This is a genomic window from Vibrio sp. 10N.261.51.F12 (genome assembly GCF_041471725.1).
Lineage (GTDB): Bacteria > Pseudomonadota > Gammaproteobacteria > Enterobacterales > Vibrionaceae > Vibrio.
The window spans coordinates 39,954-66,930 of sequence record NZ_JBFROV010000016.1; the positions used below are offsets into that span (position 1 = coordinate 39,954).

Annotated in this window: 25 protein-coding genes; 19 read left to right on the forward strand and 6 right to left on the reverse strand. The window is 46.0% G+C overall.

The features are described from left to right. The first annotated feature begins 4 nt into the window (after positions 1-4). The 14 genes from AB4405_RS10535 (at position 5) to AB4405_RS10600 (ending at position 11,537) form a co-directional block, all read left to right on the forward strand. Positions 5-787 (forward strand): ParA family protein, encoded by a 783-nt coding sequence (locus tag AB4405_RS10535; RefSeq protein ID WP_102467653.1) that lies wholly within the window; start codon positions 5-7, stop codon positions 785-787. Then, a complete protein-coding gene (locus AB4405_RS10540; RefSeq protein ID WP_372060745.1) occupies positions 774-2,027 on the forward strand; it encodes a chemotaxis protein CheW in 1,254 nt (417 codons plus the stop codon). The genes AB4405_RS10535 and AB4405_RS10540 overlap by 14 nt, the downstream gene beginning before the upstream one ends. 57 nt (positions 2,028-2,084) lie before the next feature. Beyond that, positions 2,085-2,579, forward strand: a complete 495-nt coding sequence (locus AB4405_RS10545) for a chemotaxis protein CheW (RefSeq protein WP_102467654.1) — start codon at positions 2,085-2,087, stop codon at positions 2,577-2,579. Further along, on the forward strand, positions 2,579-3,082 hold the full coding sequence (locus AB4405_RS10550; protein ID WP_372060746.1) for a DUF2802 domain-containing protein: 504 nt from the start codon (positions 2,579-2,581) through the stop codon (positions 3,080-3,082). Before AB4405_RS10545 ends, AB4405_RS10550 begins: the two co-directional genes overlap by 1 nt. Before the next feature lie 288 nt (positions 3,083-3,370). Then, complete coding sequence (ccmA, locus tag AB4405_RS10555) at positions 3,371-3,988, forward strand: cytochrome c biogenesis heme-transporting ATPase CcmA (protein ID WP_102467656.1); 618 nt, start codon at positions 3,371-3,373, stop codon at positions 3,986-3,988. Position 3,989: 1 nt separating this feature from the next. Further along, entirely contained in the window at positions 3,990-4,658 is a 669-nt protein-coding gene (ccmB, locus tag AB4405_RS10560; RefSeq protein ID WP_102467657.1) for a heme exporter protein CcmB, read from the forward strand. A gap of 65 nt (positions 4,659-4,723) precedes the next feature. Next, positions 4,724-5,479, forward strand: a complete 756-nt coding sequence (locus tag AB4405_RS10565; protein ID WP_372060747.1) for a heme ABC transporter permease — start codon at positions 4,724-4,726, stop codon at positions 5,477-5,479. 2 nt (positions 5,480-5,481) lie between these two features. Continuing rightward, positions 5,482-5,688: a heme exporter protein CcmD gene (gene ccmD, locus AB4405_RS10570; RefSeq protein WP_102467739.1), complete on the forward strand. Its 207-nt coding sequence runs from the start codon at positions 5,482-5,484 to the stop codon at positions 5,686-5,688. Further along, positions 5,685-6,170 carry a cytochrome c maturation protein CcmE gene (gene ccmE, locus AB4405_RS10575; RefSeq protein ID WP_102467659.1) on the forward strand — a complete coding sequence of 162 codons (486 nt, stop codon included), beginning with the start codon at positions 5,685-5,687 and terminating at the stop codon, positions 6,168-6,170. Before ccmD ends, ccmE begins: the two co-directional genes overlap by 4 nt. Next, positions 6,167-8,128 carry a heme lyase CcmF/NrfE family subunit gene (locus AB4405_RS10580; RefSeq protein WP_372060748.1) on the forward strand — a complete coding sequence of 654 codons (1,962 nt, stop codon included), beginning with the start codon at positions 6,167-6,169 and terminating at the stop codon, positions 8,126-8,128. Before ccmE ends, AB4405_RS10580 begins: the two co-directional genes overlap by 4 nt. Beyond that, complete coding sequence (locus AB4405_RS10585; protein WP_102467661.1) at positions 8,128-8,682, forward strand: DsbE family thiol:disulfide interchange protein; 555 nt, start codon at positions 8,128-8,130, stop codon at positions 8,680-8,682. The genes AB4405_RS10580 and AB4405_RS10585 overlap by 1 nt, the downstream gene beginning before the upstream one ends. Further along, the gene (locus AB4405_RS10590) at positions 8,679-9,158 is read left to right on the forward strand and encodes a cytochrome c-type biogenesis protein (protein WP_372060749.1); all 480 of its coding nucleotides are present in this window, start codon (positions 8,679-8,681) and stop codon (positions 9,156-9,158) included. Before AB4405_RS10585 ends, AB4405_RS10590 begins: the two co-directional genes overlap by 4 nt. Continuing rightward, positions 9,158-10,387, forward strand: coding sequence for a c-type cytochrome biogenesis protein CcmI (gene ccmI / locus AB4405_RS10595; protein WP_372060750.1), 1,230 nt, complete (start codon positions 9,158-9,160; stop codon positions 10,385-10,387). The genes AB4405_RS10590 and ccmI overlap by 1 nt, the downstream gene beginning before the upstream one ends. 223 nt (positions 10,388-10,610) lie before the next feature. Further along, positions 10,611-11,537: a VacJ family lipoprotein gene (locus AB4405_RS10600; protein WP_372060751.1), complete on the forward strand. Its 927-nt coding sequence runs from the start codon at positions 10,611-10,613 to the stop codon at positions 11,535-11,537. 266 nt (positions 11,538-11,803) lie between these two features. Here AB4405_RS10600 and AB4405_RS10605 read toward each other — a convergent pair whose 3' ends face one another. The 4 genes from AB4405_RS10605 to AB4405_RS10620 all read right to left on the reverse strand — a co-directional run bounded on the left by AB4405_RS10605 (position 11,804) and on the right by AB4405_RS10620 (position 16,122). Continuing rightward, entirely contained in the window at positions 11,804-13,057 is a 1,254-nt protein-coding gene (locus AB4405_RS10605) for an outer membrane protein transport protein (protein ID WP_372060752.1), read from the reverse strand. A 331-nt stretch (positions 13,058-13,388) separates the two neighbouring features. Next, on the reverse strand, positions 13,389-14,636 hold the full coding sequence (locus AB4405_RS10610) for an outer membrane protein transport protein (protein ID WP_372060753.1): 1,248 nt from the start codon (positions 14,634-14,636) through the stop codon (positions 13,389-13,391). 267 nt (positions 14,637-14,903) lie between these two features. Further along, positions 14,904-15,623 (reverse strand): DUF3379 domain-containing protein, encoded by a 720-nt coding sequence (locus AB4405_RS10615; protein ID WP_372060754.1) that lies wholly within the window; start codon positions 15,621-15,623, stop codon positions 14,904-14,906. Next, positions 15,616-16,122, reverse strand: a complete 507-nt coding sequence (locus AB4405_RS10620) for a sigma-70 family RNA polymerase sigma factor (protein WP_241903118.1) — start codon at positions 16,120-16,122, stop codon at positions 15,616-15,618. Before AB4405_RS10620 ends, AB4405_RS10615 begins: the two co-directional genes overlap by 8 nt. A gap of 627 nt (positions 16,123-16,749) precedes the next feature. On the opposite strand from AB4405_RS10620, the gene fadI reads away from it, so the two are divergent. After that, on the forward strand, positions 16,750-18,072 hold the full coding sequence (fadI, locus tag AB4405_RS10625; protein ID WP_102467669.1) for an acetyl-CoA C-acyltransferase FadI: 1,323 nt from the start codon (positions 16,750-16,752) through the stop codon (positions 18,070-18,072). Continuing rightward, positions 18,072-20,186, forward strand: a complete 2,115-nt coding sequence (gene fadJ / locus AB4405_RS10630) for a fatty acid oxidation complex subunit alpha FadJ (protein ID WP_372060755.1) — start codon at positions 18,072-18,074, stop codon at positions 20,184-20,186. Before fadI ends, fadJ begins: the two co-directional genes overlap by 1 nt. Positions 20,187-20,269: 83 nt before the next feature. Here the strand turns inward: fadJ and AB4405_RS10635 are convergent, their stop codons facing one another. After that, positions 20,270-23,059: an insulinase family protein gene (locus tag AB4405_RS10635; protein WP_372060756.1), complete on the reverse strand. Its 2,790-nt coding sequence runs from the start codon at positions 23,057-23,059 to the stop codon at positions 20,270-20,272. A gap of 332 nt (positions 23,060-23,391) precedes the next feature. On the opposite strand from AB4405_RS10635, the gene sixA reads away from it, so the two are divergent. Continuing rightward, entirely contained in the window at positions 23,392-23,856 is a 465-nt protein-coding gene (gene sixA, locus AB4405_RS10640) for a phosphohistidine phosphatase SixA (protein ID WP_372060757.1), read from the forward strand. 142 nt (positions 23,857-23,998) lie between these two features. Here sixA and smrB read toward each other — a convergent pair whose 3' ends face one another. Further along, positions 23,999-24,529, reverse strand: a complete 531-nt coding sequence (smrB, locus tag AB4405_RS10645) for an endonuclease SmrB (RefSeq protein ID WP_102467673.1) — start codon at positions 24,527-24,529, stop codon at positions 23,999-24,001. 63 nt (positions 24,530-24,592) lie between these two features. Here smrB and prmB point away from each other — a divergent pair, with 63 nt between their 5' ends. Then, on the forward strand, positions 24,593-25,525 hold the full coding sequence (gene prmB, locus AB4405_RS10650) for a 50S ribosomal protein L3 N(5)-glutamine methyltransferase (protein WP_102467674.1): 933 nt from the start codon (positions 24,593-24,595) through the stop codon (positions 25,523-25,525). 200 nt (positions 25,526-25,725) lie between these two features. Then, positions 25,726-26,811, forward strand: a complete 1,086-nt coding sequence (gene aroC, locus AB4405_RS10655; protein ID WP_372060758.1) for a chorismate synthase — start codon at positions 25,726-25,728, stop codon at positions 26,809-26,811. Positions 26,812-26,977 lie beyond the last annotated feature (166 nt).

The following is a 26,977-nucleotide window of genomic DNA, read 5'->3' on the forward strand; positions in this document are numbered from 1 at the left end:
CAACATGATTGTATGGAGTGTTGCGAATCAAAAAGGTGGCGTCGGAAAAACCACAAGCACGGTAACCTTAGCAGGGCTTCTAGCTCAGAAAGGTCACCGCGTGTTATTAATTGATACCGACCCTCATGCCTCCCTGACGACTTACCTCGGCATGGATTCAGACACCTTACCTCAGAGTTTATTTGACTTGTTTCAGTTAAAGGAATTTACCGAACCTAAAGTCAAAGCGCTGATTCATGCCACAGAGATAGACAATATTGATGTGATTCCAGCCCATATGTCTTTGGCGACCCTAGACCGTGTCATGGGTAATCGCAGTGGTATGGGGCTTATTCTTAAGCGAGCGTTACTCACGCTGCGTGACCACTACGATTATGTGCTCATAGACTGTCCACCTATCCTTGGCGTCATGATGGTGAACGCTCTGGCCGCCAGCGATCGTATCCTGATTCCAGTTCAAACTGAATTTCTGGCCATGAAAGGGCTGGAAAGAATGGTTCGAACATTGGCCATCATGCAAAAGTCTCGTCAACGACCATTTAAAGTGACGATTGTACCCACGATGTATGACAAACGAACTCGTGCATCGCTGCAAACGCTCACACAATTGAAGCAGGATTATCCGGATCAAGTTTGGAGCTCAGCGGTGCCGATTGACACCAAGTTCCGAGATGCGAGCCTCAAGCACTTACCAGCATCACACTTTGCTTCTGGTAGTCGAGGGGTGTTTGCCTACAAGCAACTGCTTATTTATTTAGAGAGGCTGGCAATTGATGGCAATGGATGAGACGCCTCTATCAAGCGAACAGGCGCTTGATGACTACTTCAACTCATTACTTGGTATCGGTGACTTCTCAGAAGACATTGACGGCCTTCCTCCATCGACGGTGCTATCCGATGCGCAATCCAAAGAAGACGATGTTGTTGATATAGCGGTAGATGTGGAAGTAGATATAGATACCGCTGTCGATGTTTTGTCTCAGCAAGATGCTCAGTGTACGGTCACTGAAAATGTTGACGCTGGTAGTCAAGTTGACGGCGAACTCCACTCGCCAAGCAAGGTTGCAGCAAGCGAGGATGCAAACTCCGCGGCTTGCCTACCGGAGCCAAGAGAATGGTTATCACCTGTTCAATCGCCGATGACGCAATCTGCTATTTATCCATCAACGAGTGCACCGATTGACTATGATGAACCGCCGAATTTACAACAGTTAGAAAAGTTATTTGATGGCATGCGCGGTGACATTGATGCCGTGACTTTGTCTCAGTCAGAAGCGGATAGTAACGAGTCGTTAGAGACTGAGATTCAGGGTTGGGAGATCCCGACAGAAGAAGTGGTTGCGAACGAATCCAACCCTCAAGCTGATGGGTTAACTGCCGATACTAGTAAAAGCGTGGATGTAAATCTAAACATCGACCGTCATGATTCTGTTGATGTAAAGCCTGCAATTGCCGAGACAGCGCCTGAAGTAGGCACTGACACAAGCCGAGAAAACGAGTCAGCAGACGCGCATATCGGGGCCGCGTCGACCGGAGACGTTGGTGGTGGCCACCTTGATAGTTGGCAAAGCACCGAGCGCAGTGAAAGTTTTCAAGTATTGTATTTTTCGGTTAATGACGTGACATTTGCAGTTCCGCTTGATGAGTTGGGCGGGATTCATCAAATGGGAGAGCTTAGTCATTTGATCGGACGACCTGGATGGTATCTTGGTTTGCAGTCGAGTCGAGATAGCCAGTTCGATGTTGTCGATACGGCACGCTGGGTGATGCCTCAGGTGCTGAACGATGATGATTATAAATTGGATTATGAATACATTGTGATGCTTGGAGAAAGTAATTGGGGCCTTGCCGCAACGAAATTGAAAGGCACGGAACAACTGCAACCAGAAGCCGTTCGTTGGCGTGAGCAATCAGGTAAACGTCCATGGCTTGCCGGCATGGTGAAAGAAAAAATGTGTGCACTAGTGCATGTGTCAGAACTAATTGAAATGCTTAATGCTGGATTAGATGTTAATTCAGTACAATAACAACAAGAATGATGCCATTGTGGATGGCTCCGCAATTAAGATATTGAGAGGAAAATCATGTCTCAGACGATGGATGTAGAACTAAGAAAAGACCAAGCTAATGACGAAGTGTTGCAGTGGGTAACCTTCCAATTAGAAGAGGAAACATACGGCATCAACGTAATGCAAGTACGCGAAGTGCTTCGTTACACGGAAATTGCGCCTGTTCCCGGTGCGCCAGACTATGTGTTAGGTATTATCAACCTACGTGGCAACGTGGTTACGGTTATCGATACACGTTCACGCTTTGGCTTAATGCAAGGTGAGACCACCGATAATACACGTATTATTGTGATTGAATCAGAACGTCAAGTGATCGGTATCTTAGTTGATAGTGTTGCTGAGGTGGTGTATTTACGCTCTTCAGAAATTGATACCACACCGAGTGTTGGTACCGATGAAAGTGCGAAATTCATTCAAGGCGTGAGTAATCGTGAAGGTAAGTTACTGATACTTGTCGACTTAAATAAACTGCTCTCAGAAGATGAGTGGGACGATATGGCTTACTTATAATGTTTGAGTCATTGCCATTTCAATCGCCTCTACCATGGATAGGGGCGGTTGCGTTTATTGTGGCTTTTATCTGGTTAGTGAAAGTTCATCGCCAGTTAAACGTGCACAAAAATACAAGCCGTCAACAGATTCGTCAGTCAGACAGAGAGTTAGACAAGTGCAATAAACAATTGCTTGAAGTTCGCTCGGTGTTGGTGGGTTTGGGTCAAAAGATCTCAGAGCAAGAGGATATTATCCGTCACTTGACTGAGCGTGTCGTTGAATTAGAAAACATCGATAGCGATGGCCGTCTTTACACTCGAGCCAACAAGATGGTTAAACTTGGTGCGGACATCAATGAATTGATTGAAGAGTGCGAGCTGCCAAAAGCCGAAGCTGAACTCATGATGTCACTGCAAAACAAGATTGCAGGCAAAGAACGGGTTCCACCGTTAAATACCACGCGCGGTCAAACTGCCAAACCTCAAATCAGAAATTATCAAACGCCAAAGCGTCCTCGATAGTTGTTAACAAGTGTATTGATATTAAAGAGATACACTTGTTATTTTCTTGTTACATTCATAATAAATTATTACGTTTTCCTATTCGCGAGCAAAATGACGTCTGCTATTCTAACAGTCATTATGGCGCAAAAAATTTAATTTTATAATACTTAAGGGTTAGTTGATTGGTAATGGTATCAACGCTTGGCGCGTTGTTCTCAAGTTTCGTGAAGCGAGTTTGATCATTATCCTATTGTCGCTTTATAGCTATGGTAAGATGAACCTCTTTTCGACCCAGCACGTAAATGAATGTTAGAAGTCATAAAGTTAACCGCGATTCGAGATGAACGCGTATTGTTCGAAAATTTATCATTTTCGTTACAATCCGGGGACCTAGTTCAGATTGAAGGTCGAAACGGCACTGGAAAAACCACCTTGATGCGAATCATAGCGGGTCTAGGTGATAGAGAAAGTGGCGAAATTCGATGGAAAGATGAAACGATTGAGTCCAATCGAGAAGAGTATCACCAATCGTTGCTCTTTTTGGGGCACCAGACGGGTGTTAAGCGAGAATTGACCGCCTTTGAAAACTTAAAGTTTTACCAGTCGATTCATGCTCCTGATACCTCTGAATCTCAGATATTTGATTCCTTGACCCAAGTCGGACTGGCTGGGCGTGAGGACGTGCCAGTTGCACAGCTATCCGCTGGTCAACAACGAAGAGTTGCGTTAGCGCGTTTGTGGCTGAGTGAGCAACCATTATGGATACTAGATGAACCATTGACGGCGATTGACAAACAAGGTGTCAAGGTATTGGAAGACTTGTTTCTCAACCATGCCAACAAAGGTGGCATTGTATTGTTGACCACCCATCAAGATATGTTTAGTCAAAGCCCTAAACTAAAAAAAATTAAGCTCGGAGCGTAGTATGTTAGCTTCTACGATGAAAATCATCCGTCGCGAACTACTTATTGCTTTTCGACGTCAAGCGGACATTTTTAACCCATTGTGGTTTTTTATTATTGTCATTACGCTCTTTCCTTTGAGTATAGGGCCAGAGCCAAATTTATTAGCACGCATTGCGGCTGGGATAGTCTGGGTTGCCGCACTGCTTTCGGCTTTATTATCCTTGGAGCGCCTCTTTAAAGATGACTTCCAAGATGGCGCGTTGGAGCAGATGATGCTCATGCCCATACCATTATCATTGGTAGTGATGGCAAAGATTATCGCACATTGGTTGCTAACGGGGTTGCCGCTGATTTTGATTAGCCCACTGCTTTCTGTTTTGCTATCACTAGATTTCGATACGTGGTTGGCGGTGGTATTAACATTGTTAGTGGGCACACCAACGTTAAGCTTTATTGGCGCCATTGGTGTTGCGTTAACGGTTGGATTGCAAAAGGGAGGGGTCTTGCTAAGTTTATTGGTATTGCCGCTTTATATCCCTATTTTGATTTTTGCTACGTCTGCAATTGATGCGGCATCGCTGGGTGTTGCGTATAACGGGCAGTTAGCCTTGTTGGCGGCCATGTTGGCAGGTGCGATGACATTAACCCCAATTGCTATCAGCGCTGCCCTTAGAGTCAGCGTTAACTAATAATTATTATGCGCGTGTGTCCATTGTAGAGACACGGCAATGTTGTTAAAAGAGTGAGAGACACTATGTGGAAATGGCTTCATCCTTATGCCAAATCTGAAACTGCTTATCAATTGTGTGGTCGTTTGTTGTCGTGGTTTGCCACGATAGCGCTGGCTTGTCTTTCTGTTGGTACGGTGTGGGGGCTTGCATTCGCTCCATCTGACTATCAACAGGGCGATAGTTTTAGGATCATTTATATCCATGTCCCGTCGGCGATTTGGTCAATGGGTGTATACATGTCGATGGCGATCGCCGCATTTGTTGGGCTCGTTTGGCAGGTAAAGTTATCGAGCATGGCGGCCCTTGCAATGGCACCTATTGGCGCAGTCTTTACCTTTATTGCGTTACTGACTGGCGCCGTTTGGGGTAAGCCGATGTGGGGCGCTTGGTGGGTGTGGGATGCACGTCTTACTTCTGAACTTATCCTTTTGTTCCTGTATCTCGGCGTTATTGCGCTTTATCATGCATTTGACGACCAAAAAACCGCCGCTAAAGCAGCGGGCATTCTTGCTATTGTCGGTGTGGTCAATCTGCCGATCATTCACTTTTCTGTTGAATGGTGGAACACACTCCATCAGGGCGCGTCGATTACCAAGTTTGCAAAACCGTCAATCTCAAGTGATATGCTTTGGCCGTTATTGCTCAATATCATAGGCTTTGCATTTTTCTTTGGTGCATTGACGCTCATCCGACTTCGTAACGAAATTATCAGTAAGGAAGGTCATCGCCCGTGGGTGATAGCTCTTGCCAATCAACAGCTTAAGCCAAGAGGGCAATGACCATGCATTTTGATTCATTAAGTGACTTTTTTGCGATGGGCGGTTATGCAGGCTACGTTTGGAGCGCCTTTGGCATTACCTTTTTATCACTTTTTATTTTGCTTTTAACCAGTGTTTCACGCGGCAAGACCTTACTCAAAGAGGTTCAGGCTAAAGTAGACAGACAAGCGCGGATTGACGCGGCGAAAAATATGGAGAATACATTATGACCCCTAGGCGTAAGAAAAGGCTTGGAATTATCCTTGCTATCTTTATTGGCATCAGTGCCACCGTGGGACTCATTCTTTATGCGTTAAATCAGAATATGGACCTTTTTTATACACCAACGGAATTGGTAAACGGTAAAGATGATGGCTCTCTGCCAGAGGTTGGCCAGCGCTTGCGTATTGGCGGCATGGTCGTCGTAGGCTCAGTAAAACGAGACAATGAATCACTGCGTGTCAGTTTTGATCTGGCGGATGTCGGCCCGAAAGTGACGGTGGTTTACGATGGTATTCTTCCGGATCTATTCCGTGAAGGGCAAGGCATTGTGGCACAAGGTGTGCTGGTCGATCCAACGACGATAGAAGCCTTTGAAGTATTAGCGAAGCATGATGAAGAATACATGCCTCCTGAAGTCGCCGAAGCGATGAAGAAAACTCATGCGCCACTCGAATATTCGTCTGAACAAAAACAAGGAAGCGGTCAATGATTGCTGAAATTGGGCATTTCGCCCTGATAGTGTCGCTGAGCCTTTCGGTTCTGCTCAGTATCTTGCCACTTATTGGTGCCTCAAGAAACAACACCATGCTGATGAACACCGCAAGACCGTTGTCTTGGGGCATGTTCTTAATGTTGTTGATGTCATTTCTTATTCTGCTATGGGCTTTCTATAGTAACGACTTTACCCTGACCTATGTTGCCAGTAACTCCAATACCATGCTGCCTTGGTATTATCGGCTAACAGCGGTATGGGGTGCGCATGAAGGCTCGTTGCTGCTTTGGGTATTAATCCAAGCAGGTTGGACTGTAGCCGTCGCGACCTTCAGTCGTGGCATGCCTCAAGAGTCGGTGTCGCGTGTTTTGGCTGTGATGGGTATGATAACCGTGGGCTTCCTACTGTTTATTATCGTCACGTCTAACCCGTTTTTGCGTACGCTGCCATTCTTCCCAGTTGATGGCCGTGACCTCAACCCGTTATTGCAAGATCCTGGCTTGATTATCCATCCGCCGATGTTGTACATGGGTTATGTTGGTTTCTCGGTTGCCTTCTCTTTCGCGATTGCTTCATTGATGACAGGCCGTTTGGATACGGCATGGGCAAGATGGTCCCGTCCTTGGACTACAGCGGCATGGGTTTTCCTAACGTTGGGTATCGCACTAGGTTCATGGTGGGCTTATTATGAACTTGGCTGGGGTGGCTGGTGGTTCTGGGATCCGGTTGAAAACGCCTCATTCATGCCTTGGCTAGCCGGTACGGCGCTCATGCACTCCCTTGCGGTTACTGAAAAACGCGGCACATTCAAAGCTTGGACCGTATTGCTTGCAATCTCAGCGTTCTCATTGAGCTTACTCGGTACGTTCTTAGTTCGTTCAGGTATTTTGGTTTCTGTACACGCGTTTGCTTCCGATCCATCGCGCGGTATGTTCATTTTGGGCTTCCTGGTCTTTGTGATTGGTGGGTCATTGCTATTGTTCGCCGTGAAAGGGGCCTCTGTTCGAGTTCGGGGTAACTTTGATTTAGTGTCGCGTGAAAATGCGCTGCTAGGTAACAATATTCTACTCATAGCCGCACTGGTTGTTGTGTTGATTGGTACATTGCTGCCGCTCGTCCATAAACAGATTGGTTTGGGTTCCGTGTCCATTGGTGCGCCATTCTTCAATATGTTGTTTACGTGGTTAATGGTGCCATTTGCGTTCTTGTTAGGTATAGGTCCTCTGGTTCGCTGGAAGCGTGATGACTTATCGAAGCTCATAAAACCGATGCTTATCTCTGGTGTGATCTCGCTAGCGTTCTCAGCATTAATGGTTATGTTGCTGGCCGAGTTTTTCACAGGTCTTGCGTTCCTTGGCTGGGTAATGGCCACGTGGATTGTCACGATGCACGGCTTTGAGCTCTATCAACGTGCGACTCACCGCCACAGCTTTATGGTGGGGGTAAGAAAACTCCCACGTAGCCATTGGGCTATGATCATGGCTCACTTAGGCATGGCGGTCACCGTGATTGGTATTGCAATGGTGCAGAACTATAGCGTAGAGCGTGACGTGCGTTTAGCGCCGGGTGAACACTACCAAATCAATGATTATGACTTTTACTTCAAAGGTCTACGTGATCATGACGGCCCGAACTACGATGGCTACATTGCTGATTTCGAAATCACAAAAGACGGTAAGTACATCAACACCTTACATGCTGAGAAGCGTTTCTATCGCACCGCGAAGTCTATGATGACCGAAGCGGCGATTGATCGCGGTATCACTCGTGATTTGTATATCGCGATGGGTGAGCAGCTTGATGATGGGCGTTCGTGGGCGATCCGTATCTACCACAAGCCGTTTGTTCGTTGGATTTGGTTAGGTGCGATATTCATGTCGATAGGCGGTGCACTAGCCATTAGCGACAAGCGTTACCGCTTCCGTAAACCGTCAACTGAAGAGGAGAAAGCGTAATGAACAAAAAGATACTGTTTATTCCTTTGGTCTTCTTTTTGGTGCTCGTTACTGTCTTTGCGGTTCAGCTAGGCCGCAATTCAGCGGGAGACGATCCGACCAAGCTAGAGTCCGTATTGTTGGGCAAACAGGTTCCAGAGTTTCGACTTGAAGACTTAGTCGAACCTGGCAAGCTTTATGATCAATCTATCTTTAAAGGTGAGCCTCTTCTTCTTAATGTTTGGGCGACGTGGTGCCCAACGTGTTACGCCGAGCACCAATATCTAAACGAGTTGGCGGGAGATGGCGTTAAAATCATTGGACTTAACTACAAAGATCAACGCAATAAAGCCGTTCAATGGCTGCAAGAACTGGGTAATCCGTACCTTATTAGTTTGTTCGATGGCGACGGCATGCTGGGTCTTGATCTTGGTGTATATGGTGCCCCGGAAACCTTCTTAATTGATGCGGATGGTGTGATTCGCTACCGCCATGTCGGTGATGTAAATGCTCGTAACTGGAGTGAAAAACTTCAGCCGATGTATCAAGAACTCCTGCAGGAGGCGAAACAATGAGAAAGTGGTTAATCGCTGGGATCTCTGCACTCGTGCTGGCTTTTTCTGTTCAGGCCGCGATTGAGATCCATGAATTTGACTCGATGGAACAAGAGCTTCAATTCCAAGAGCTGAATCACACGCTTCGCTGTCCAAAGTGTCAGAACAATACTATTGGCGACTCAAATGCAGAATTGGCGCAAGATTTACGTCAAAAAGTGTATGAGATGACCAAAGATGGCAAGTCTAAGTCAGAGATCGTTGACTACATGATTGCGCGTTACGGTAATTTCGTGACCTACAATCCGCCACTGACTCTGGGCACCGCTATTCTATGGGCTGGGCCTTTGTCTGTTGTCCTGATTGGTTTTGGTATGATTATCTTGAGAAGTCGTAAAAGCAAAATCAAAAAAGCACGCACCAGTAACTGGAGTGATGAAAAAGAAGCGGAGCTTAACGCCTTGCTAGACGAAAAAAAGACAGGGGATAAGCAATAATGACACTATTTTGGATATCGACTGTCGCATTAGTCGTTGTTGCTTGCTTCATGTTAGCGATTCCACTGCGCAGTAAAAAAGTACATAACGATGAGCAGCTACGTGACGATCTCAACAAAGCGCTCTATAAAGACCGTCTAGGCGAATTGGCGATCGAGACAGAAGAAGGCTTGGTTGAAAACGAACAAGACCTCATCTCTGATCTTAAGCAGTCTCTCCTTGATGACATCCCAAAAGAAGAGAAGCAGGACAAGTCGGCGATCTCTCCAATGACCGTACTTGTGCCGTCACTGATATTGATTGTTGGTATGAGTTATGGCCTGTACGCTGCCTTTGGTGGTGCGACAAAAGTGAAAGAGTGGCAAGACGTTTCCGCAAACTTGCCTGAGTTATCGAAGAAATTGATGGCAGGGTCTGCAGAGCCGATGACCGAAGAGGAAATGCAAGATTTGACTCTGGCACTTCGAACTCGCTTGCATTACCAAAAGAATGACTCTACCGGTTGGTTGTTACTCGGTCGTATTGCCTTGGCAAATCGTGATGTGACAACGGCAACAGATGCCATGGAAAATGCCTACCGTTTAGAACCTAAAGATGCTGATGTTCAGCTAGGGTTCGCTCAAGCGTTGATGATGTCGCAAGACGAAATGGATCAGAATCGCGCCCGTGGTCTATTGACGGGGCTAATTCAAGAAGACTATGTTGATCTGCGTGTATTCTCTTTGTTGGCCTTTGATGCGTTTGAACGCGAAGACTTTGCTGGTGCCGCGAAATATTGGGGCATTATGCAACAGTTGATTGGCCCAGATGATAGCCGTTACGAAATGCTGAGCCGTAGTATCGAGAGTGCAGAAGCGCGTCTTGGTGAAACGGAGCACAAAACGGGGCAGGTAAGTGCGAACGCGGTAGCGGTGAATATTACCGTTTCACCAGAAATGTCGGCACGACCGACGTCGTTTTTGATTGTTTCGGCTCATACCGCTGATGGCGCACCGATGCCAGTCGCTGCCGCTCGTTACCCTGTCGGTACATTCCCTCGCACTGTCGTGTTGGATGATAAAGACAGCATGATGGAAGGCCGAAAGTTGTCTGACCTAGATGGTCTTATGATTCGTGCGCGAATTGATAGCGATGGCAACGTGTCTACCCGTGAGGGTGACTGGTATGGCGAGAGCCAACCGGGCAAGCTTGGTGATACGATTGAGGTGAATATCAATCAGCAATATTAACCAGTGCTAACGCTCGGTTACATTCATTAATAATCAATAATGATGAAATGATTGTTATTTAAATGCATCTTGATTGCGACTAAACCTAGAATGCTTGAATACTAGGATGTATACTCATTCAAAGTAGTACAGTAGCAATCTCGAGCATTATTTCTATAAATCATATGGTTATAGAAAGTAAAAACTAAAAAAACTCAGATTGCAGCGACTTATGGAAGAGGTTATGCAATCAGCATTAACCGGCAAAAAGCAGACACTTTTTGCCGTTTTTGTTTCTAGCGTATTTCTGTTTGGTTGTTCGTCGGCACCTGATGAAACAGCTCAATCGACTCACGTTGAAGAGACAACAGCACAGCAATTACAGCAATCAGAACCCAGTAATAATACTGCCGTGAATTCTGAACCTGCCTTGGCATCGGACTCCGATCAGACGCCTGATCTCAACACGCCTTTAGAGACCAACGCTGCCGATGAATCTGTCACAGATTCAGACATCTATGACCCCATTGAAGGCTTTAACCGTGTGATGTGGGATCTGAACTATGATTATCTCGATCCGTACTTTGTTCGCCCAGTATCATTGGCATACGTCAATTATACTCCTGATCCTGTGCGTCTTGGTGTACGTAACTTTCTAGCGAACTTAGATGAACCCTTCAGCGCCGTCAACAATGCGGTAATGGGTAATGGGGGCAAAGCTTTAGACCATTTTAATCGTTTTTGGATAAACAGTACCTTAGGGTTGTTAGGCTTTATTGATATTGCGTCAGCCGCTGGAATTGAAAAACGAGGCAAGAAAGAGTTTGGTGATGCGATTGGGCATTACGGTGTAGGGCACGGTCCTTATATTATGGTGCCGGGTTACGGCCCAACCACAGTACGTTCTTTTGCTGATACTGTTGATGGCTTCTACCCGCCGATCTCATACCTAAACTTCTGGGCCAGCTTTGGTAAGTGGGCACTAGAAGGAATGGAGAAACGAGCATTGTTGGTGCCGCAAGAAGCCACACTTGAGCAATCGCCGGATCCGTATGCACTGACTCGAGATATCTATATTCAACGTCAGGACTACAACGCCGAAGTGACAAATGATGAGGTAGACGAAGAGCAAGAAGCGTATATCGATGATTACTTAGACGATTTTGAATAGATTCACGATGACCAGATAAAACGCCACTCTCAGAGTGGCGTTTTGATAAGCAAGACTCTAGATATAGCTATACAGCAAAAGTGCTAGAAGAAAAGTGCCATAGGAAAAGTTTGTCATCCCAGCTAAGGCTGGGATCGACTTTCAGCGAGCCCCAGCCTTAGTTAGGTTCCTGCCTGCGCAGGAGTGACACGCAGTTAGGCATTGTGTTTACGTTGTTACCAATACTGAGATTATCGTGTCAGTAACAACGTATTTACGCAGTGAAATTAGAAACGGTAGTTGGCTTGAATGCCGGCAATCCATACATCACCAGAGATTTCGCCTTCAAAATTACCAAACAACAAGGCGGCTTCTTCATCGGATGAGTCTCTTGGTTCACTGATCGATGCCGTTCGTGCCATTATGTAAGTGAGACCACCGTCAATGGTAAATTGATCGCTAAAGGCGTAACTAGCACCAGCACTTAGCCAAGTCCTATCTGTTTCTGGTATTGTCGTCGTACGATATTTGTCGTCAACGGCCGACATGTCATAAGCGACACCACCGCGCAATGTGACTTTTTTATTTAGATTGTAAGTAGTACCAATTGCAAAACGGTAACTGTCTTTCCAATTTTCTTCTTTAATAAGATCAGGATCTCTACCATCCAACTCAGCAACGAGCTCTTCAAACTTACTCCACTGAGTCCAATTGAAGCTTCCGTGTATTGCCCAGTTATCAGTTAAGGTGTGGTGTGAAGCGATTTCTAACGACGCCGGTAATGGAACACTTAGCTTTCCGTCAATTTTCTGGGTTGGATTTGAAGGAGAATAGGCAAATCCTTCAGCATGCCCTTCAAAGTCCATCATGACTTCTGATTTATAAGCAATACCCACACGGTTGCTATCATTGATCTGCCATGCGGCACCCAGTTGGTAACCCCATGAGGTGTCTGAGCCTTCCATGTATTTTAGGTTTGTTGTCGTACCTGGGATAGTCGCGCCAAAATGACCATCACCCATTACGTAACGTACACCACCGCCAATACTGAACTGGTCATTAATTTTGTAACCGACGCTGCCGACAATCTCCATTGTCATGACACTCGCTTGGTTGCCAAAATGTGTTGCTTTGAAGTTTTGGTCTAACTCAGTTTCCATGCCGTAATTCGAGCCAAGTGCTAGGCCTGCCGTAAACTGGTCATTAATCTGATGGGAGATGTAGAGATTAGGAATCGGAGCACTGTGCGCAATGTCGTTTGCTTCGGTATAACCGCTACGTGCTGTTCCTTTCACATCAATATTAGGATCAACATACAACACGCCACCGGAAATCTGAGTGCCCTCTAAGTAAGTCAGCATGGCAGGGTTACGCCATTGTGCACTGGCATTGTCTGCCATCGCTGCTTCACCAGCAAAGGCGCGGCCTAGGCCCGTCGCTGAATACTCAGCAAGCTGGAAACCTGCGGCAGACACTTGCGTAGAAGAAAGTAAACCTAGCACCACTGCTATGGAAAGGGGAGTACGTGTTGATATTGTCATTATTATTCGCTCAATGCATTTCTATTTTGAGCGGCGATTGTATTTTTAGAGCAAATGCTTTAACACTTATTTATTACAAAAGGTGCATTTTTGGAGTTAAATGCTTTGAATTTATATAATTTGGGAGATATATGTTACTTGTTATGAGGTTGTTTCAGTTTTTCAGCGAACACATGTAACTAAATATGAAAGGCAGGTGTGACCAGTTACGCAAATAGAGCGGCTTTTGGATGTCTGAATGGGTTAATTTGATGTGAATTTTGGGCACAAAAAAGGGTCGGATAACCGACCCTTTCGATAGTGATGCTTTACGCTTTTAACTGGTTGGCAATTAGAAGCTGTAGCTGTATTGGATACCAGCTAGTATTGCGTTAGCTTGCGTTGTTGCAGTTAATGTTGCCGGACCCGATTGCTCTGTTACACTAACATCTTTGCCCATTAGGTAAGTGAAACCAAAATCTACAACATGGTGTTGTTTAAAGTGGTAACCAAAACCTGCTGATAACCATTGACGATCTGAATCTGGTACTGAAATTGAAGTCAATTGATCTTGTGCTGCTGTGTCATACATATACCCGGCACGCAGTGTCCACGAGTCGTTCAAGTAATACGTACCACCGATTGATGCATGATAACCATCTTTCCAATCATAATCTTTGATTGGAACTCCACCATCTGTTTCCAGAGTGTCGAATACACTCCAACCAATCCACTGTAGGCTATAGTGTACTGCAAATTTAGTATCTTGAATTTTATGATAGCCCGAAAATTCAACCATGCTTGGTAGGGCCATTTTTAGTTTCTGATCCGCAATTTGGTTGCCGAGGACACCGAAAGTGGGGTCATAATACATATCGCCTGACGCTTTAATTTCAGGGCTGTAATGATATGCTAAACCAAAGCGATTATTTTCGTTAAGCTCAAAAACAGTGCCTAAGTTGAAGCCCACGCCTACACCGCTAGCGTCAATAGCTAATGCCGCTGTTGAGCTAGACCCAACTACAAGGTTTCTTTCTAGTTTTCCGCTGCCCTGTACTATGTCTAAACCGCCACCAAGACTCCATTGCTCATTGATTCTATAGGCGACATTAAGAGTATAATTTATGCTACTAATTTCCGTAGTTCCGCCAAAGAGTGAAGCTCCTGGAGTCGTACTACCGAAAGAATCATCGAAATTATTAGTAGTTCCAAAGTTAGAATAAATACCTGCGCCAAGTGCCCATTTATCATTTAGTCGGTGAATATAATAGATGTTTGGAACTGGAGAGTTTGCAGTGTTGTTAGCATCTTCTAGTCCAGCACCTACGCCGCCAATGTCTTTCACATCAACACTAGAGCTTACTACATTCAAACCACCGGAGAATTGGTGTGAGTCAAATAGTGTCATAGCTGCAGCATTACGAGCCATAACCGATGCGTTATCAGCGATAACCGCATCACCAGCAAAAGCACGACCTAAGCCGGTTGCAGATTGAGCGTTAAGTTGGAAGCCAGCAGCTGCGACTTGCTGCGAAGCAAGTGTGAGTGATGACACGGCCACTGCTACTAGTGTTTTCTTATACAGACGCGAAGTTGTCATTTATATACATCCTTTATGTAATCGCCTCTATGGGCGTTATTGAATTGAGTTAATACTCAATTTTGGGGCTGATCCTAATCGGTAGTATAGGCAATAGAAATCAGACCAGTAGTAAAAAAGAAGTGAAAAGTATATAAATGATGAGTATCTGACAGGAAAAGTATCGAAAATGTCTATTTTTAGAGTTTGTACTCTAGTTATTGGTGCGTGTTGACAAGATTTGCATACAAAAAAGGCTTCATGATGAAATGAAGCCTTTTGGACGAATTAAGCCGCAGGATCGAGTATTTTTTTTATACTTTCGCCGATCTTAGAAAAGTCTTCGCCTTTCTCTCCGACTAAGATAAAGCTTGCGTCACCGATCGGTTCAACCAGCCCTGACATACCGTCTTTATCGAAAAGGTTCGCTTGTTCACTGGGTATTTTTGTAAGGAAAAGTGTCACTTTTCCCTTTTCCCCTTGGAAAACCATGTGCATCGCATTTGCGTCACCAAAGCCACAGTGATTAAGATAGTACACGTGGTAAGGGAATTGTTGACCAATCTGATAAGCAAACGGCAGCAGCTTCGCGTTGATCTGTGCTTCTGACACATTTTCATCGAGTGGGTCAATAAAGCCCATTTCGTTATGAACGTGTTCAATCGCGGTGTCACTCATCGAGGCATGAGCAGGTGCGACAATAGCGCCTCCCCAATTGACCTGACCCACTGCAAGGCCAAAGGCGAATGCGATGGATGCGGCGAGCGACATAGCGCGTTTGCTGAAGTTCACTTTTACCACGTTGCTGCTTGATTGATTAAACAGTATTTTATCGGCTAAGTCATCGGGAACATCGACCTTCATGGCTTGTTCGATACGCGCATCCAGCGACAGGATGTCATCCATAAACTTAGCATTGGCGTCGTTATTCTGAATAGCTTCCAGCAGCTCAGTATCTCTCGCCTTCGGTTCGGACATAATGCGACGACGGAATTCTAATTCATCCATTTTGTTGCCCCCTTGGTGATGCGCTAGACTCCATCATATCTTTGAGCTGGTTCCTGGCTCTAAACAGTCGGGTCATGACGGTATTTTTGTTTAAATCGAGTATGTCACCAATCTCTTCGCCACTAAAGCCGGCCACGACTTGTAAAAAAAGCGGTTCGCGATACTCAACATCGAGTTTCATTATCTGGGCGTGAAGCCATTCTTGTTGATGGTGCGGGTCATCAGATACCTTGGCCTCGTTGCCAAAATCATCGATATCCACGAGATCGAACTGCTTGCGCTCAAAGCGTCTTGCATTTTCACGTCGTAGTATCGTGATTAGCCACGATTTTGCCGCCTTTTCGTCTTGGAGGCTATCTAAAGATTTCCAAGCGCGGAGGCAGGTTTCTTGAACCAAGTCTTCCGCAATGCTCTTGTCTTTACATAACCAATAAGCATATCGGAACAGGTCACGATGATAGGCACGTACAAGTGCTTCGTATTTTCTTTGTTTATCCATATCTAAGTTGACCGGACTATCTGAAAATTTATTTCGAATTTTTTTTATCACTGACACAGGAGCCCCCGTTTTTGCTCTGTGATTGGCATTTTTTGTTACATAAGGCCAGTAAAGTCACTCAAAATTGATCTACTGCAAATTTTATAAACGCGAAATCGTTATATTAGTTTCTGTCATCTCGTTGGTTTTTCGAAACCGACATGTTGAGCAAGATGACACTTCCTTTTGAAGGCTGACTTTACTTTCTCCTAATCAGGAAACTGATTATTTTCAATTGGCGCAAGTTAATTGCTTTATACATTCCGACCACACAATTGATTGTGTGGTTTTTTTTTACCTGTCATTTACTTTTCTACGGCACTTTTTTTGGGTGACAATCGTTCGCCAGCGACTTTTAAATGAGGCGCGACGCCATAGATGTTTTTTATACGCTGTTCGCTAACTTATTTTTAAATAACATAAAACCTACTGCTATTCTCACCCAATTGAACGAAATCTCATATTCAATTTTGGTCGACCCTATCACGTTATTCAATAAAGACTCGAAATTTTATCAAACGAACGTTTTAAATCTTTAACATCTTCGTTACAATGTCGTGGTCAGACCTCTTATTGAAAGGATAAACTATGAGCAATCAGGATGTGAGGAAGCTCGACCTTACCACACGCAATGGTGAGCGAATCGCCATTGTTGCAGGGCTTCGTACTCCCTTCGCAAAACAAAGCACAGAATTCGGGCAGGTGCCTGCCGTTGATTTAGGTAAAATGGTTGTTGCAGAAATGATGGCAAGAACTGATATCGACCCTAAATTGGTGCAGCAAGTCGTCTTTGGCCAAGTGGTGCAAATGCCAGAAGCGCCGAACATTGCTCGCGAGATCGTGCTAGGTACAGGAATGGACATCCACACTGATGCTTACAGTGTCACCCGCGCATGTGCCACGAGTTTCCAAGCGGCAGCGAACGTCTGCGAAAGCATCATGTCGGGAACGATTGATGTGGGAATAGCCGGTGGCGCCGATTCTTCTTCAGTCCTGCCTATTGGTGTATCTAAAACACTGGCGGCGAATTTGCTTGCGCTAAGCAAGACCAAAACTGTCGGACAAAAGCTGAGTATTCTAAAGAAGCTCTCTCTTAAAGATTTGATGCCCGTTCCCCCTGCTGTCGCTGAATATTCAACGGGTCAGTCAATGGGGCAAACCGCGGAACAAATGGCCAAGTCATACGGCATTACTCGTCTCGAGCAAGATGAACTCGCACACCGGTCGCATAGCTTGGCGTCGCAAGCCTGGAAAGACGGCAAGGTGAGAGATGAGGTGATGACCGCTTTCCCCGAACCGTATCGAAAGTATTTAGACGAAGATAACAACATTCGTCATGACTCATCGCTGGCCGGTTATGCAAAACTGCGCCCAGCATTTGATCGCCAATACGGAACCGTGACGGCGGCGAACAGTACGCCGCTTACCGATGGTGCGGCGGCTATTATGATGATGCGCGAAGGCCGAGCAAAAGAGTTGGGCTTGGAGATAAAAGGTTACATACGTTCTTATGCGTTTTCTGCGATAGGTGTACAAAAAGATATGCTAATGGGGCCATCGTATGCAACCCCAATGGCACTTGATCGCGCGGGTATTTCGTTATCGGACCTAACGCTTATCGATATGCACGAAGCCTTTGCAGCGCAAGCGTTGTCGAACGTGAAAATGTTTGGCAGTGATAAGTTTGCCAAAGAGATGCTGGGGCGCGACAAAGCGATCGGCGAAATCGATATGGATAAATTTAACGTGCTTGGTGGTTCTATTGCCTACGGTCATCCGTTTGCGGCGACGGGGGCACGAATGATTACCCAAACTCTTAATGAGCTACAAAGACGTGGCGGTGGATTGGCGTTGAATACCGCTTGTGCGGCTGGTGGTCTTGGTGCTGCGATGATTTTGGAGGTGGAATAATGAGTGATCAAAAAGCATTTCAGCTAACAGTAGATGAGCAAAACATTGCTTGGTTAAGTATTGATGTACCAAACGAAAAGATGAACACGCTGCAAGCGGCATTCGCTGACGAGATGGCGGATGTGTTTGGTCAACTCGATGCACAGAAATCGTCTCTTAAAGGCTTGATCCTACATTCTTTAAAACCCGATAATTTTGTCGCTGGCGCAGACGTTCGTATGTTGGCGGCTTGCACGTCCGCTGACGAGGCGCAAAGCCTTGCGGCAAAAGGACAAGAGATGTTTGGCCGGCTGGCTGGCATGCCGTTTCCTGTGGTTGCTGCGATACATGGTCCTTGTCTAGGCGGGGGGCTAGAGCTTGCCTTGGCTTGTGATTACCGTGTATGTACGGACGCTGGGATTACTAAGTTGGGACTGCCTGAGGTTCAACTTGGCTTGTTGCCAGGTTCCGGCGGCACGCAGCGCCTGCCTCGATTGATTGGCTTATTGCCATCATTAGATTTGATCCTTACCGGCAAGCAACTTCGCGCTAAGAAAGCTAAGAAACTAGGTGTTGTTGACGCCATGGTGCCAGAAACTATCTTGCTGGATGTGGCTAAGCAGTTCTTAGACAAAGGTAAAAAGCGCAAAACGAAAAAACTGTCTAATAAAGAACTGGTCATGGCTGGCACAGGACTTGGGCGAAAAGTGATCTTTGACCAAGCTGCGAAGAAGACCCATGCTAAAACTCGTGGTAATTACCCAGCGGCTGATGCCATCCTTGCCGTCATTCGTTACGGCCTAGAAAAAGGCATGGCGAAAGGGTTGGAATACGAGGCTAAACGCTTTGGTGAGTTGGTTATGAGCTCCGAATCTAAAGCGTTGCGCTCTATCTTCTTTGCAACGACAGAAATGAAGAAAGAATTGGGTCGTGATGCTCAACCTAAAACGGTGAAAAATGCCGTGGTCTTAGGTGGGGGGTTGATGGGCGCAGGCATTACTCACGTCACGGTGAGCAAGGCTAAGGCGTCGGTGCGAATCAAAGATGTGGCGAATGAAGGCGTACTTAATGCCTTAAGCTACAACTACAAGCTGTATGAGAAAAAGCGTAAGCGCCGCATTATATCTAAAGCGGAACTGCAATCACAGATGCTACAAATGGCAGGAGGCACGGACTTTACCGGCTTCGATCAAGCCGATGTTGTGGTGGAAGCGGTCTTTGAAGATTTGGCGCTTAAACAGCAGATGGTAAAAGATGTCGAAACTCATGCGCGTCCAGATACTATTTTTGCCACCAATACGTCATCGCTGCCTATTCGTCAGATTGCCGAACAAGCACAACGGCCTGAAAATGTGGTGGGGCTGCATTATTTCAGCCCAGCCGATAAGATGCCACTGGTGGAGGTTATCCCACATGACACCACCTCTGATGAGGCAGTAGCAACCGCGGTTAGCTTAGCGAAGAAGCAAGGTAAAACCCCAATAGTGGTTAAAGACCAGGCGGGTTTCTACGTGAACCGAATCTTGGCGCCTTACATGAATGAAGCCGCCAACGTCCTTTTGGCTAATGAGCCGATTGAAGCCCTAGATAAAGCCTTGCTTAACTTTGGCTTTCCTGTTGGGCCTATTACGCTGCTTGACGAGGTTGGGGTTGATATCGGCGCAAAAATTATGCCTATTTTGGTTGCAGAATTGGGCGAGCGATTCCAAGGGCCGGATGTCTTTGACAAGCTGTTGAATGATGGCCGCAAAGGCAGAAAATCGGGCAAAGGATTTTATACCTATAAAGGTAAGAAAAAGTCAGTCGATAGCTCAGTTTATAGTGTGCTAGGGCTGAAACCGGAAGCGAAGTCGTCAGAAAAAGAGATGGCATTGCGTTGCGTATTACCGATGTTGAATGAGGCGGTTCGTTGTTTAGATGAAGGTATCATTCAAAGCCCAAGAGATGGCGATATTGGCGCAATCTTCGGGATTGGCTTCCCGCCGTTCCTTGGTGGACCGTTCCACTATATGGATGCGCTCGGTATCACTAAGGTGGTTGAGATGATGAACGAACACGCGCAAAAACATGGTGATCGATTTGCACCGTGTGACGGCTTGCTGACTCGAGCGGGTTTAAACGAGACGTTCTACTAACGCTCGTCATCGTTTACCGTGTTAGATGAAATGGAAAGCCATCCCTAGGGATGGCTTTTATTGTTTGTGGTTAATAGACCACGCTAACCTAAATCCGTGTCTTTTGGTCGTAGCTGAAATTCATCGATGGAACCAATCTCGAGCCCGACGTTTAAGCGAGGTGCGTCGAGGTGTGCTTTCCCTAAGCTGTGCATGATCAAACGGTTGGCAGTACGCGGTTTAAGCTCGTTAACCACAAAGCGAATCATATCGGCTCGAGTCAGGTTTTTGAGCTGCTCTAACACTTTTTCGCGCTGATCAAAATTTGTGTCCTTGTTACCAATAGCCACCCATAAGCGCTGTGCTCGTCCTCTTAGCGTCGTGTCGGGCGTCGATATCTGATTCCATAAGCCTTTTTTACTGCTATGCCATTGGTAATCATCGAGCTCAAACAGCACCATATAAAACGCATTTAAGAATTCGTCAATCGAACGAATGAGTTCACCTGGCGCGGCTTTGGGAGATTGCACATAGAGTACAATCCCGGGATGGCGATTAAGAGGCATGTTGCCGGTACCGACCATATACCCTAACTGCTGCTTAGTGCGAATCTCATGAAAGAAGGTCGCGGACATTAAGTGGTTGGCAAGCGTGTACAGTGCAATGCTACGTGGCGAAATATCATCACATTGATAATAAACTACGATAGCGGAGTCTTCTTGGTCACAGAACATCTCTCGTTGGAAGCTGCCGTTTTTGCCCAACATGACGAGTGGTCTCAGGCTTTCTTCATATTGCTGGTCAGCAAGGCGAAGTGCATCTTTTAACGTGGTCGCAATATCGATAGCGCCTTGACGCTGCCAATCGCCATAGACAAACATGTCGATGTGGAGTTCTGACAAGATCGACTGAACAAATGATGGCAGTTCGTCTACATCGATGGTTTCAAGTGCCTCGATCAACACAGGGTAGGGTGGATTGTTAGGTTGTAAAATACCGCTCATTTGATTGAACAACTGAGAGATGGGGCGGTCTTTAGAGGCATTTTTCCAGCTGCGTAATAGCTGCGCCTTGATACTTTCGTAACGGGCCTGATTAAACTCGCGAGTCGCAAAGCGCTGCAGGATCATATTGAGCAGCTGTGGTTGTTTCTTGCTAAAGCCAGAAATAGACAGAGTGACACCACCTTGGTGTGCGTACATATCATAGTTCAGGCCAGCAACCTCAGCCTCATAGGTTTCTTCTGAGAGTGAATCAAGGAACATTTCAACACAAAGGCGAGTTTTAACGATATTTCGTGGAGTGCTTACTGAGTGTGGGCTATCAATGGCAATAAAAACCACGCCCTTTGGCACGTTAAATTCGCTGTCTTGAAGGTGCCATAGACGAAAGCCATCAAGCTCTTCCAATAATACCGGGTATTCACCGCTGGATTCGGCTGGGTAGCTGCTCAAATCATAAATGATGAACGGGTTTTTTTCTGGCAATGAGAAAGGCAGATCCTGTGGGAGTGTGGACTCTGCTTCAACAAATAATGCACGCTGCTCATCGGAGAAGCGCTCGACGGAATAGGGGGTAAAATACCACTCGGCTTCTTTATCAAAGTGTTGCTCTTTCGCGACAAGCGTTACCTTGAGATTGTTTGTTGTCAGTTGTTCGCCAAAATGACGAATGAGCGTTTCGTCGTACGCCGCCATCTTGTAGTCGCCGTACATGATGTCTTCAACCTGATAATTCTGCATGTTCATGACGAGGTGGCTGACCACATCCAGTGGACGCGCTGGCTCTTGAAATTGAAATGCCGACTCTAATACTGCGCGTTTTTCAAGATAACGCCACTCTTGCATCCCATCCGTCTTGATAAGCGAGATATACTGGAATACCGATTGTATGATGTCGTCGGTGTGGTTGAGCCCTTCTTGAGTCAGTGTCATACCAACGGAAAACTCACGAAAGTTACTGCCTGATGCGCCGCCACCTGCGGAGAGTGACGTGATCCAGCCTTTGTTTTTTAAAAACAACATCAAGCTGCCACTGCCTTCATGGCCTAATAAATTGGCAAAATAAGACAGGGGTTTGCTGTGATAGTACTGATTGGTTTCTGCCATTGGGAATGCCAGGGTCAATCGACGAATTTCTTTGATGGGTTCCACTCGAACCACGACACCGGTATTTTCTGGCGTCATGTAGGGCGTTTCAACCCGTTTTCCTACGCGTTGTTGATTAGTGACGGACCTGAATTTATCTTCAACCCATTGCTGTAGTTCATCTAGGTCATGCGGACCGATGAGTGCAAGAGTCATGAGATCCGCCGAGTACTCTTGTTGGTGGAAGTGTAAGATCTCATCTCGGATTGACTTGCCATTTCGGTCGCTTAGCGTATCGAGATTGCCGACAGAGAACTTGGCGAAAGGGTGCGCCTGGTTGACGGTTTCTTTTTGTACTTGATATAAACGTCGGCCGTCATCGTGAAGTTTGAGTTTGTATTCTGAATCGACGGCTTGTCGTTCTTTATCTAGCGCTTCTTCGTTAAATAACGGCGCAGAAAAGAACTGGCTAAAGCGGTCAAGCCCTCGTTCAAAAGCGTTGGGGTAGATGTCAAAGAAGAAACAAGAATGCTCGGTGCCTGTCCAAGCATTATTGGAACCACCGTGTTGGCTAACAAAGGATTGAAATTCTCCCACTTTAGGGTATTTTTCAGTCCCGAGGAACAGCATATGCTCTAGATAATGGGCGAGACCTTCTCGATCGTCGGGGTCATCGAAGTGACCGACGTTCACGGCGAGCGCCACCGCCGATTTTTGAGCGTGTTGATCGTTAATCAGCAAGACCCGCATCGCGTTATCGAGGGTAAGGGTACGATAGGAACGGTTATCGTTAGGACTTAGATGCACTTATCTTCTCCAGATTAAGCGAAAGCTTGGACGGGCATACCAAGCATCTGGCAAAAAACGCGTCGTCTCATGGGTAACTCTAGTGTTCTCATAAATGCTACTAACAGTTGTTGCCAAATATTCATTAAACTCACTGAGTAGAATAATTATGACGGTTAATAAGAGACACGCAAAAATAAAGTTACAATTTTTCTTAGTTTACTCATTAAATTGTTAAGAAAGTCGACGCCTTTAGCAAGTCAATTGATATAATTAATTTTTTATTCTTGAGTAATGGTCATATAGAGTCCTTTAAACATACTTTGGGCTCGCCGATTTGAACAGGTAAAGGTATGAAAGTTTTTATAATGCGTCACGGAGAAGCGGTTCATTATGCCGCTTCGGATGAAGAGAGAGCCCTAACTCCACATGGCGAAGCGTGTTCTCTTGCGGTTGCACGTGCATGTAAACAGAAAGGATTTTCATCGTTTGATATGGTTTTGGTGAGCCCTTACTTAAGAGCGCAGCAGACATGGGATATCATCAGTGCTGAGTTTAACGGCAAAGACGTTGCCGTATGTGATGACATTACGCCCTATGGTCAGGCGGAAGATGTCGCGGAGTTTATCAACGCATTGACGAAAGTAGAGTCTTTGGATTCCATCTTATTGGTATCACACTTACCGTTGGTTGGTTATTTGACTGCGGAATTAGTGGGCGGCATCAATGCACCCATGTTCCCTACGTCGGGGTTGGTGTGTGTAGAATACGATGTTGACAAAAGACAGGGCGAATTACTCTGGCATCTTCACCCTTAGACTGACAATACTGACAAAACACGTTTGACCATCTGATGATTCAGATGGCCTAGCTTCAACATGCTACTTATTTGAGCGTATTACTTATTTGAATGTCATGCTATTTGGTATGAATGATTTAGATTTGGGTCGCTTTAGCGCATTATTTCTCAGGAATCGAGAGTAAAATCAACAATGCACCGTCGCCACCAAACTCGAGAGGGGCTTGGTGAAATGCCATCACATCGGGATGTTGTGCTAGCCAAAGAGGCGCTTTCTTCTTGAGTATGTGTTTGCCGATACCGTGCATCACACAGGCACAATGAATACTTTCTTTTACACAGTGAGCAATCATTGCCCCCAACTCACGCTTGGCTTCTTGTTGAGTCATGCCGTGCATATCTAAAAATACGTCTGGGACATACACACCACGACGCAGTCTTTTAACTTCGTAAGTGGATACATCGTCACGCGCGTAACGGGTCGGGCCGTCTTCGCTCAAGTGAGGCACAAATTCATCAGAAAAATAGAACTCGGCATCAGAGGCCTCTCGATGCGTTCTTTTTGCTTCTTTCTGTTTCTTATTTCGGTTTGGTTGCTGGACTATGGTATCCTGTCGCAACTTTTTTACGCCCTGTACTTCACCCCTAAAAAGGGCGAAATCGTCATCCGCGTCGGTGTCATTTTGGCTCATTTTTTAGAAAAACTCAGTGAACGTCGTTATTGGGTAGTATTGTAGCGCTTTTTGGAGGCAATTTTGGATAAGATTTTTGTGGAAGAGGCCGTTTCCGAGCTTCACTCACTTCAAGACTTGATACGCTGGACTGTTAGCCGCTTTAATGCCGCGGGTCTTTTCTACGGACACGGTACAGACAATGCTTGGGATGAAGCCGTTCAGCTTATCTTGCCGACATTATATCTGCCGATTGATGTACCACCGCATGTATTGAACTCTCGCCTAACGAGCAGTGAGCGTTTGCGAGTCGTTGAACGAGTCATTCGACGCATCAACGACAGAACGCCAACCGCTTACCTCACGAATAAAGCGTGGTTCTGTGGATTGGAGTTCTTTGTTGATGAGCGCGTTCTTGTGCCACGTTCACCAATTGGCGAGTTGATTGAAGCGCAGTTCCAACCTTGGCTAACAGAAGAACCGACACGTATCATGGATATGTGTACAGGAAGCGCTTGTATTGCCATTGCTTGCGCGCATGCGTTTCCGAACGCCGAAGTGGATGCTATCGATATCTCGGCAGATGCGCTGGAAGTGGCAGAGCAAAATGTTCAAGACCACGGCCTAGAGCAGCAAGTTTTCCCTATTCGTTCCGATCTATTCCGCGACCTGCCGAAAGACAAGTACAATTTCATTGTCACTAATCCGCCGTATGTGGATGAAGAAGATATGAACTCATTGCCAGAAGAGTTTACGCATGAGCCAGAACTTGGCTTGGCTGCTGGGAGTGATGGTCTTAAGTTGGTGAGACGCATTTTGTGTAATGCACCGGATTATTTGACTGATGATGGCTTCCTTATCTGTGAAGTGGGTAACTCCATGGTACACATGATGGAACAATATCCGCATATTCCATTCACTTGGATTGAGTTTGCGAATGGCGGCCACGGCGTGTTCATGCTAAGTCGTGAACAGTTGCTAGCGTGCGCGGATGATTTCGCCATTTATAAAGACTAGCATGCCTTTGTTCGTGGCATAGCGCTCACGAATTATCGTCATGATTTTAACGAAAACGCCGCAATGATTATTGCGGCGTTTTTTTGTTTGGGGCTTTACAACGTCAGGCTTTGTCGTCACTATGAAATCACGAAGAACAGACAGGCAGAAGAACAAGCTATTGTATTGAGGCGGGCTTGTTCTAGAAAACAGAGGAAGTAATGGCAGGAAATAGTATCGGACAACACTTTCGAGTGACAACATTCGGAGAGAGCCATGGTATCGCGCTAGGTTGTATCGTTGATGGATGCCCTCCAGGATTGGAAATTTCAGAGGCAGACCTCCAGGTTGACCTCGATCGCCGTCGTCCTGGCACATCACGTTATACCACTCAACGACGTGAAGCGGATGAAGTCAAGATCCTGTCTGGTGTCTTTGAAGGTCAAACAACAGGTACGTCAATCGGGTTACTGATTGAAAATACCGACCAACGCTCTAAAGATTATTCAGAAATTAAAGACAAATTCCGCCCTGGTCACGCTGATTACACATATCATCAGAAATACGGCGTGCGTGACTACCGAGGTGGTGGTCGCTCTTCAGCGCGTGAAACTGCGATGCGTGTCGCCGCGGGTGCGATTGCAAAACAGTACTTGAAAAAAGAATTTGGTGTTGAGGTTCGCGCTTATTTGTCACAAATGGGTGATATCAGCATCGATAAGGTAGATTGGAACGAGATTGAAAACAATGCGTTCTTTTGTCCTGATGCCGATAAGGTTGATGACTTTGACCAGCTGATTCGTGCGCTTCTAAAGCAGGGCGATTCGATTGGTGCCAAGTTGCAGGTCGTCGCAACGAATATCCCAGTTGGTCTTGGGGAGCCTATCTTTGACAGGCTTGATGCTGACATTGCTCACGCACTGATGAGCATTAATGCGGTGAAAGGCGTAGAGATTGGCGACGGTTTCGATGTGGTTGGGCAAAAGGGCAGTGAGCATCGCGACCCTTTAACCCCAGAAGGCTTTAGCAGCAACCATGCTGGTGGCATTCTAGGTGGTATTTCTACTGGGCAAGATATTGTTGCCAGTATTGCCTTGAAGCCAACATCGAGCATCACCGTTCCAGGAGATACGATTACCCGAAGCGGCGAAGCGACCCAGCTTATTACTAAAGGTCGTCACGATCCTTGTGTGGGTATCCGTGCGGTACCCATTGCAGAAGCAATGCTTGCGATTGTACTGATGGACCATCTATTGCGCCATCGTGGTCAAAACCACGGCGTGACAACAGAGACGCCAAAAATCTAATCGCCTAGTGTGGAAGCACAACGGATGCAACAAATATGAAAATAACGCCCTTCGGGGCGTTTTTTTGTATTGGTTCACGAAACATCGCATAAATAACGGAAATGCGTCATGGTCACTATAAAAATTACGGCGACATGAAATTAGTCACATAAATAATATGGTTATA

What these genes read in the sequence shown, in the direction of transcription:
- AB4405_RS10535 (WP_102467653.1), top strand. Translation starts at nt 5, where the DNA reads ATGATTGTATGGAGTGTTGCGAATCAAAAAGGTGGCGTCGGAAAAACC.
- AB4405_RS10540 (WP_372060745.1), top strand. Translation starts at nt 774, where the DNA reads ATGGCAATGGATGAGACGCCTCTATCAAGCGAACAGGCGCTTGATGAC.
- AB4405_RS10545 (WP_102467654.1), top strand. Translation starts at nt 2,085, where the DNA reads ATGTCTCAGACGATGGATGTAGAACTAAGAAAAGACCAAGCTAATGAC.
- AB4405_RS10550 (WP_372060746.1), top strand. Translation starts at nt 2,579, where the DNA reads ATGTTTGAGTCATTGCCATTTCAATCGCCTCTACCATGGATAGGGGCG.
- ccmA (WP_102467656.1), top strand. Translation starts at nt 3,371, where the DNA reads ATGTTAGAAGTCATAAAGTTAACCGCGATTCGAGATGAACGCGTATTG.
- ccmB (WP_102467657.1), top strand. Translation starts at nt 3,990, where the DNA reads ATGTTAGCTTCTACGATGAAAATCATCCGTCGCGAACTACTTATTGCT.
- AB4405_RS10565 (WP_372060747.1), top strand. Translation starts at nt 4,724, where the DNA reads ATGTGGAAATGGCTTCATCCTTATGCCAAATCTGAAACTGCTTATCAA.
- ccmD (WP_102467739.1), top strand. Translation starts at nt 5,482, where the DNA reads ATGCATTTTGATTCATTAAGTGACTTTTTTGCGATGGGCGGTTATGCA.
- ccmE (WP_102467659.1), top strand. Translation starts at nt 5,685, where the DNA reads ATGACCCCTAGGCGTAAGAAAAGGCTTGGAATTATCCTTGCTATCTTT.
- AB4405_RS10580 (WP_372060748.1), top strand. Translation starts at nt 6,167, where the DNA reads ATGATTGCTGAAATTGGGCATTTCGCCCTGATAGTGTCGCTGAGCCTT.
- AB4405_RS10585 (WP_102467661.1), top strand. Translation starts at nt 8,128, where the DNA reads ATGAACAAAAAGATACTGTTTATTCCTTTGGTCTTCTTTTTGGTGCTC.
- AB4405_RS10590 (WP_372060749.1), top strand. Translation starts at nt 8,679, where the DNA reads ATGAGAAAGTGGTTAATCGCTGGGATCTCTGCACTCGTGCTGGCTTTT.
- ccmI (WP_372060750.1), top strand. Translation starts at nt 9,158, where the DNA reads ATGACACTATTTTGGATATCGACTGTCGCATTAGTCGTTGTTGCTTGC.
- AB4405_RS10600 (WP_372060751.1), top strand. Translation starts at nt 10,611, where the DNA reads ATGCAATCAGCATTAACCGGCAAAAAGCAGACACTTTTTGCCGTTTTT.
- AB4405_RS10605 (WP_372060752.1), bottom strand. Translation starts at nt 13,057, where the DNA reads ATGACAATATCAACACGTACTCCCCTTTCCATAGCAGTGGTGCTAGGT.
- AB4405_RS10610 (WP_372060753.1), bottom strand. Translation starts at nt 14,636, where the DNA reads ATGACAACTTCGCGTCTGTATAAGAAAACACTAGTAGCAGTGGCCGTG.
- AB4405_RS10615 (WP_372060754.1), bottom strand. Translation starts at nt 15,623, where the DNA reads ATGGATGAATTAGAATTCCGTCGTCGCATTATGTCCGAACCGAAGGCG.
- AB4405_RS10620 (WP_241903118.1), bottom strand. Translation starts at nt 16,122, where the DNA reads ATGGATAAACAAAGAAAATACGAAGCACTTGTACGTGCCTATCATCGT.
- fadI (WP_102467669.1), top strand. Translation starts at nt 16,750, where the DNA reads ATGAGCAATCAGGATGTGAGGAAGCTCGACCTTACCACACGCAATGGT.
- fadJ (WP_372060755.1), top strand. Translation starts at nt 18,072, where the DNA reads ATGAGTGATCAAAAAGCATTTCAGCTAACAGTAGATGAGCAAAACATT.
- sixA (WP_372060757.1), top strand. Translation starts at nt 23,392, where the DNA reads ATGAAAGTTTTTATAATGCGTCACGGAGAAGCGGTTCATTATGCCGCT.
- smrB (WP_102467673.1), bottom strand. Translation starts at nt 24,529, where the DNA reads ATGAGCCAAAATGACACCGACGCGGATGACGATTTCGCCCTTTTTAGG.
- aroC (WP_372060758.1), top strand. Translation starts at nt 25,726, where the DNA reads ATGGCAGGAAATAGTATCGGACAACACTTTCGAGTGACAACATTCGGA.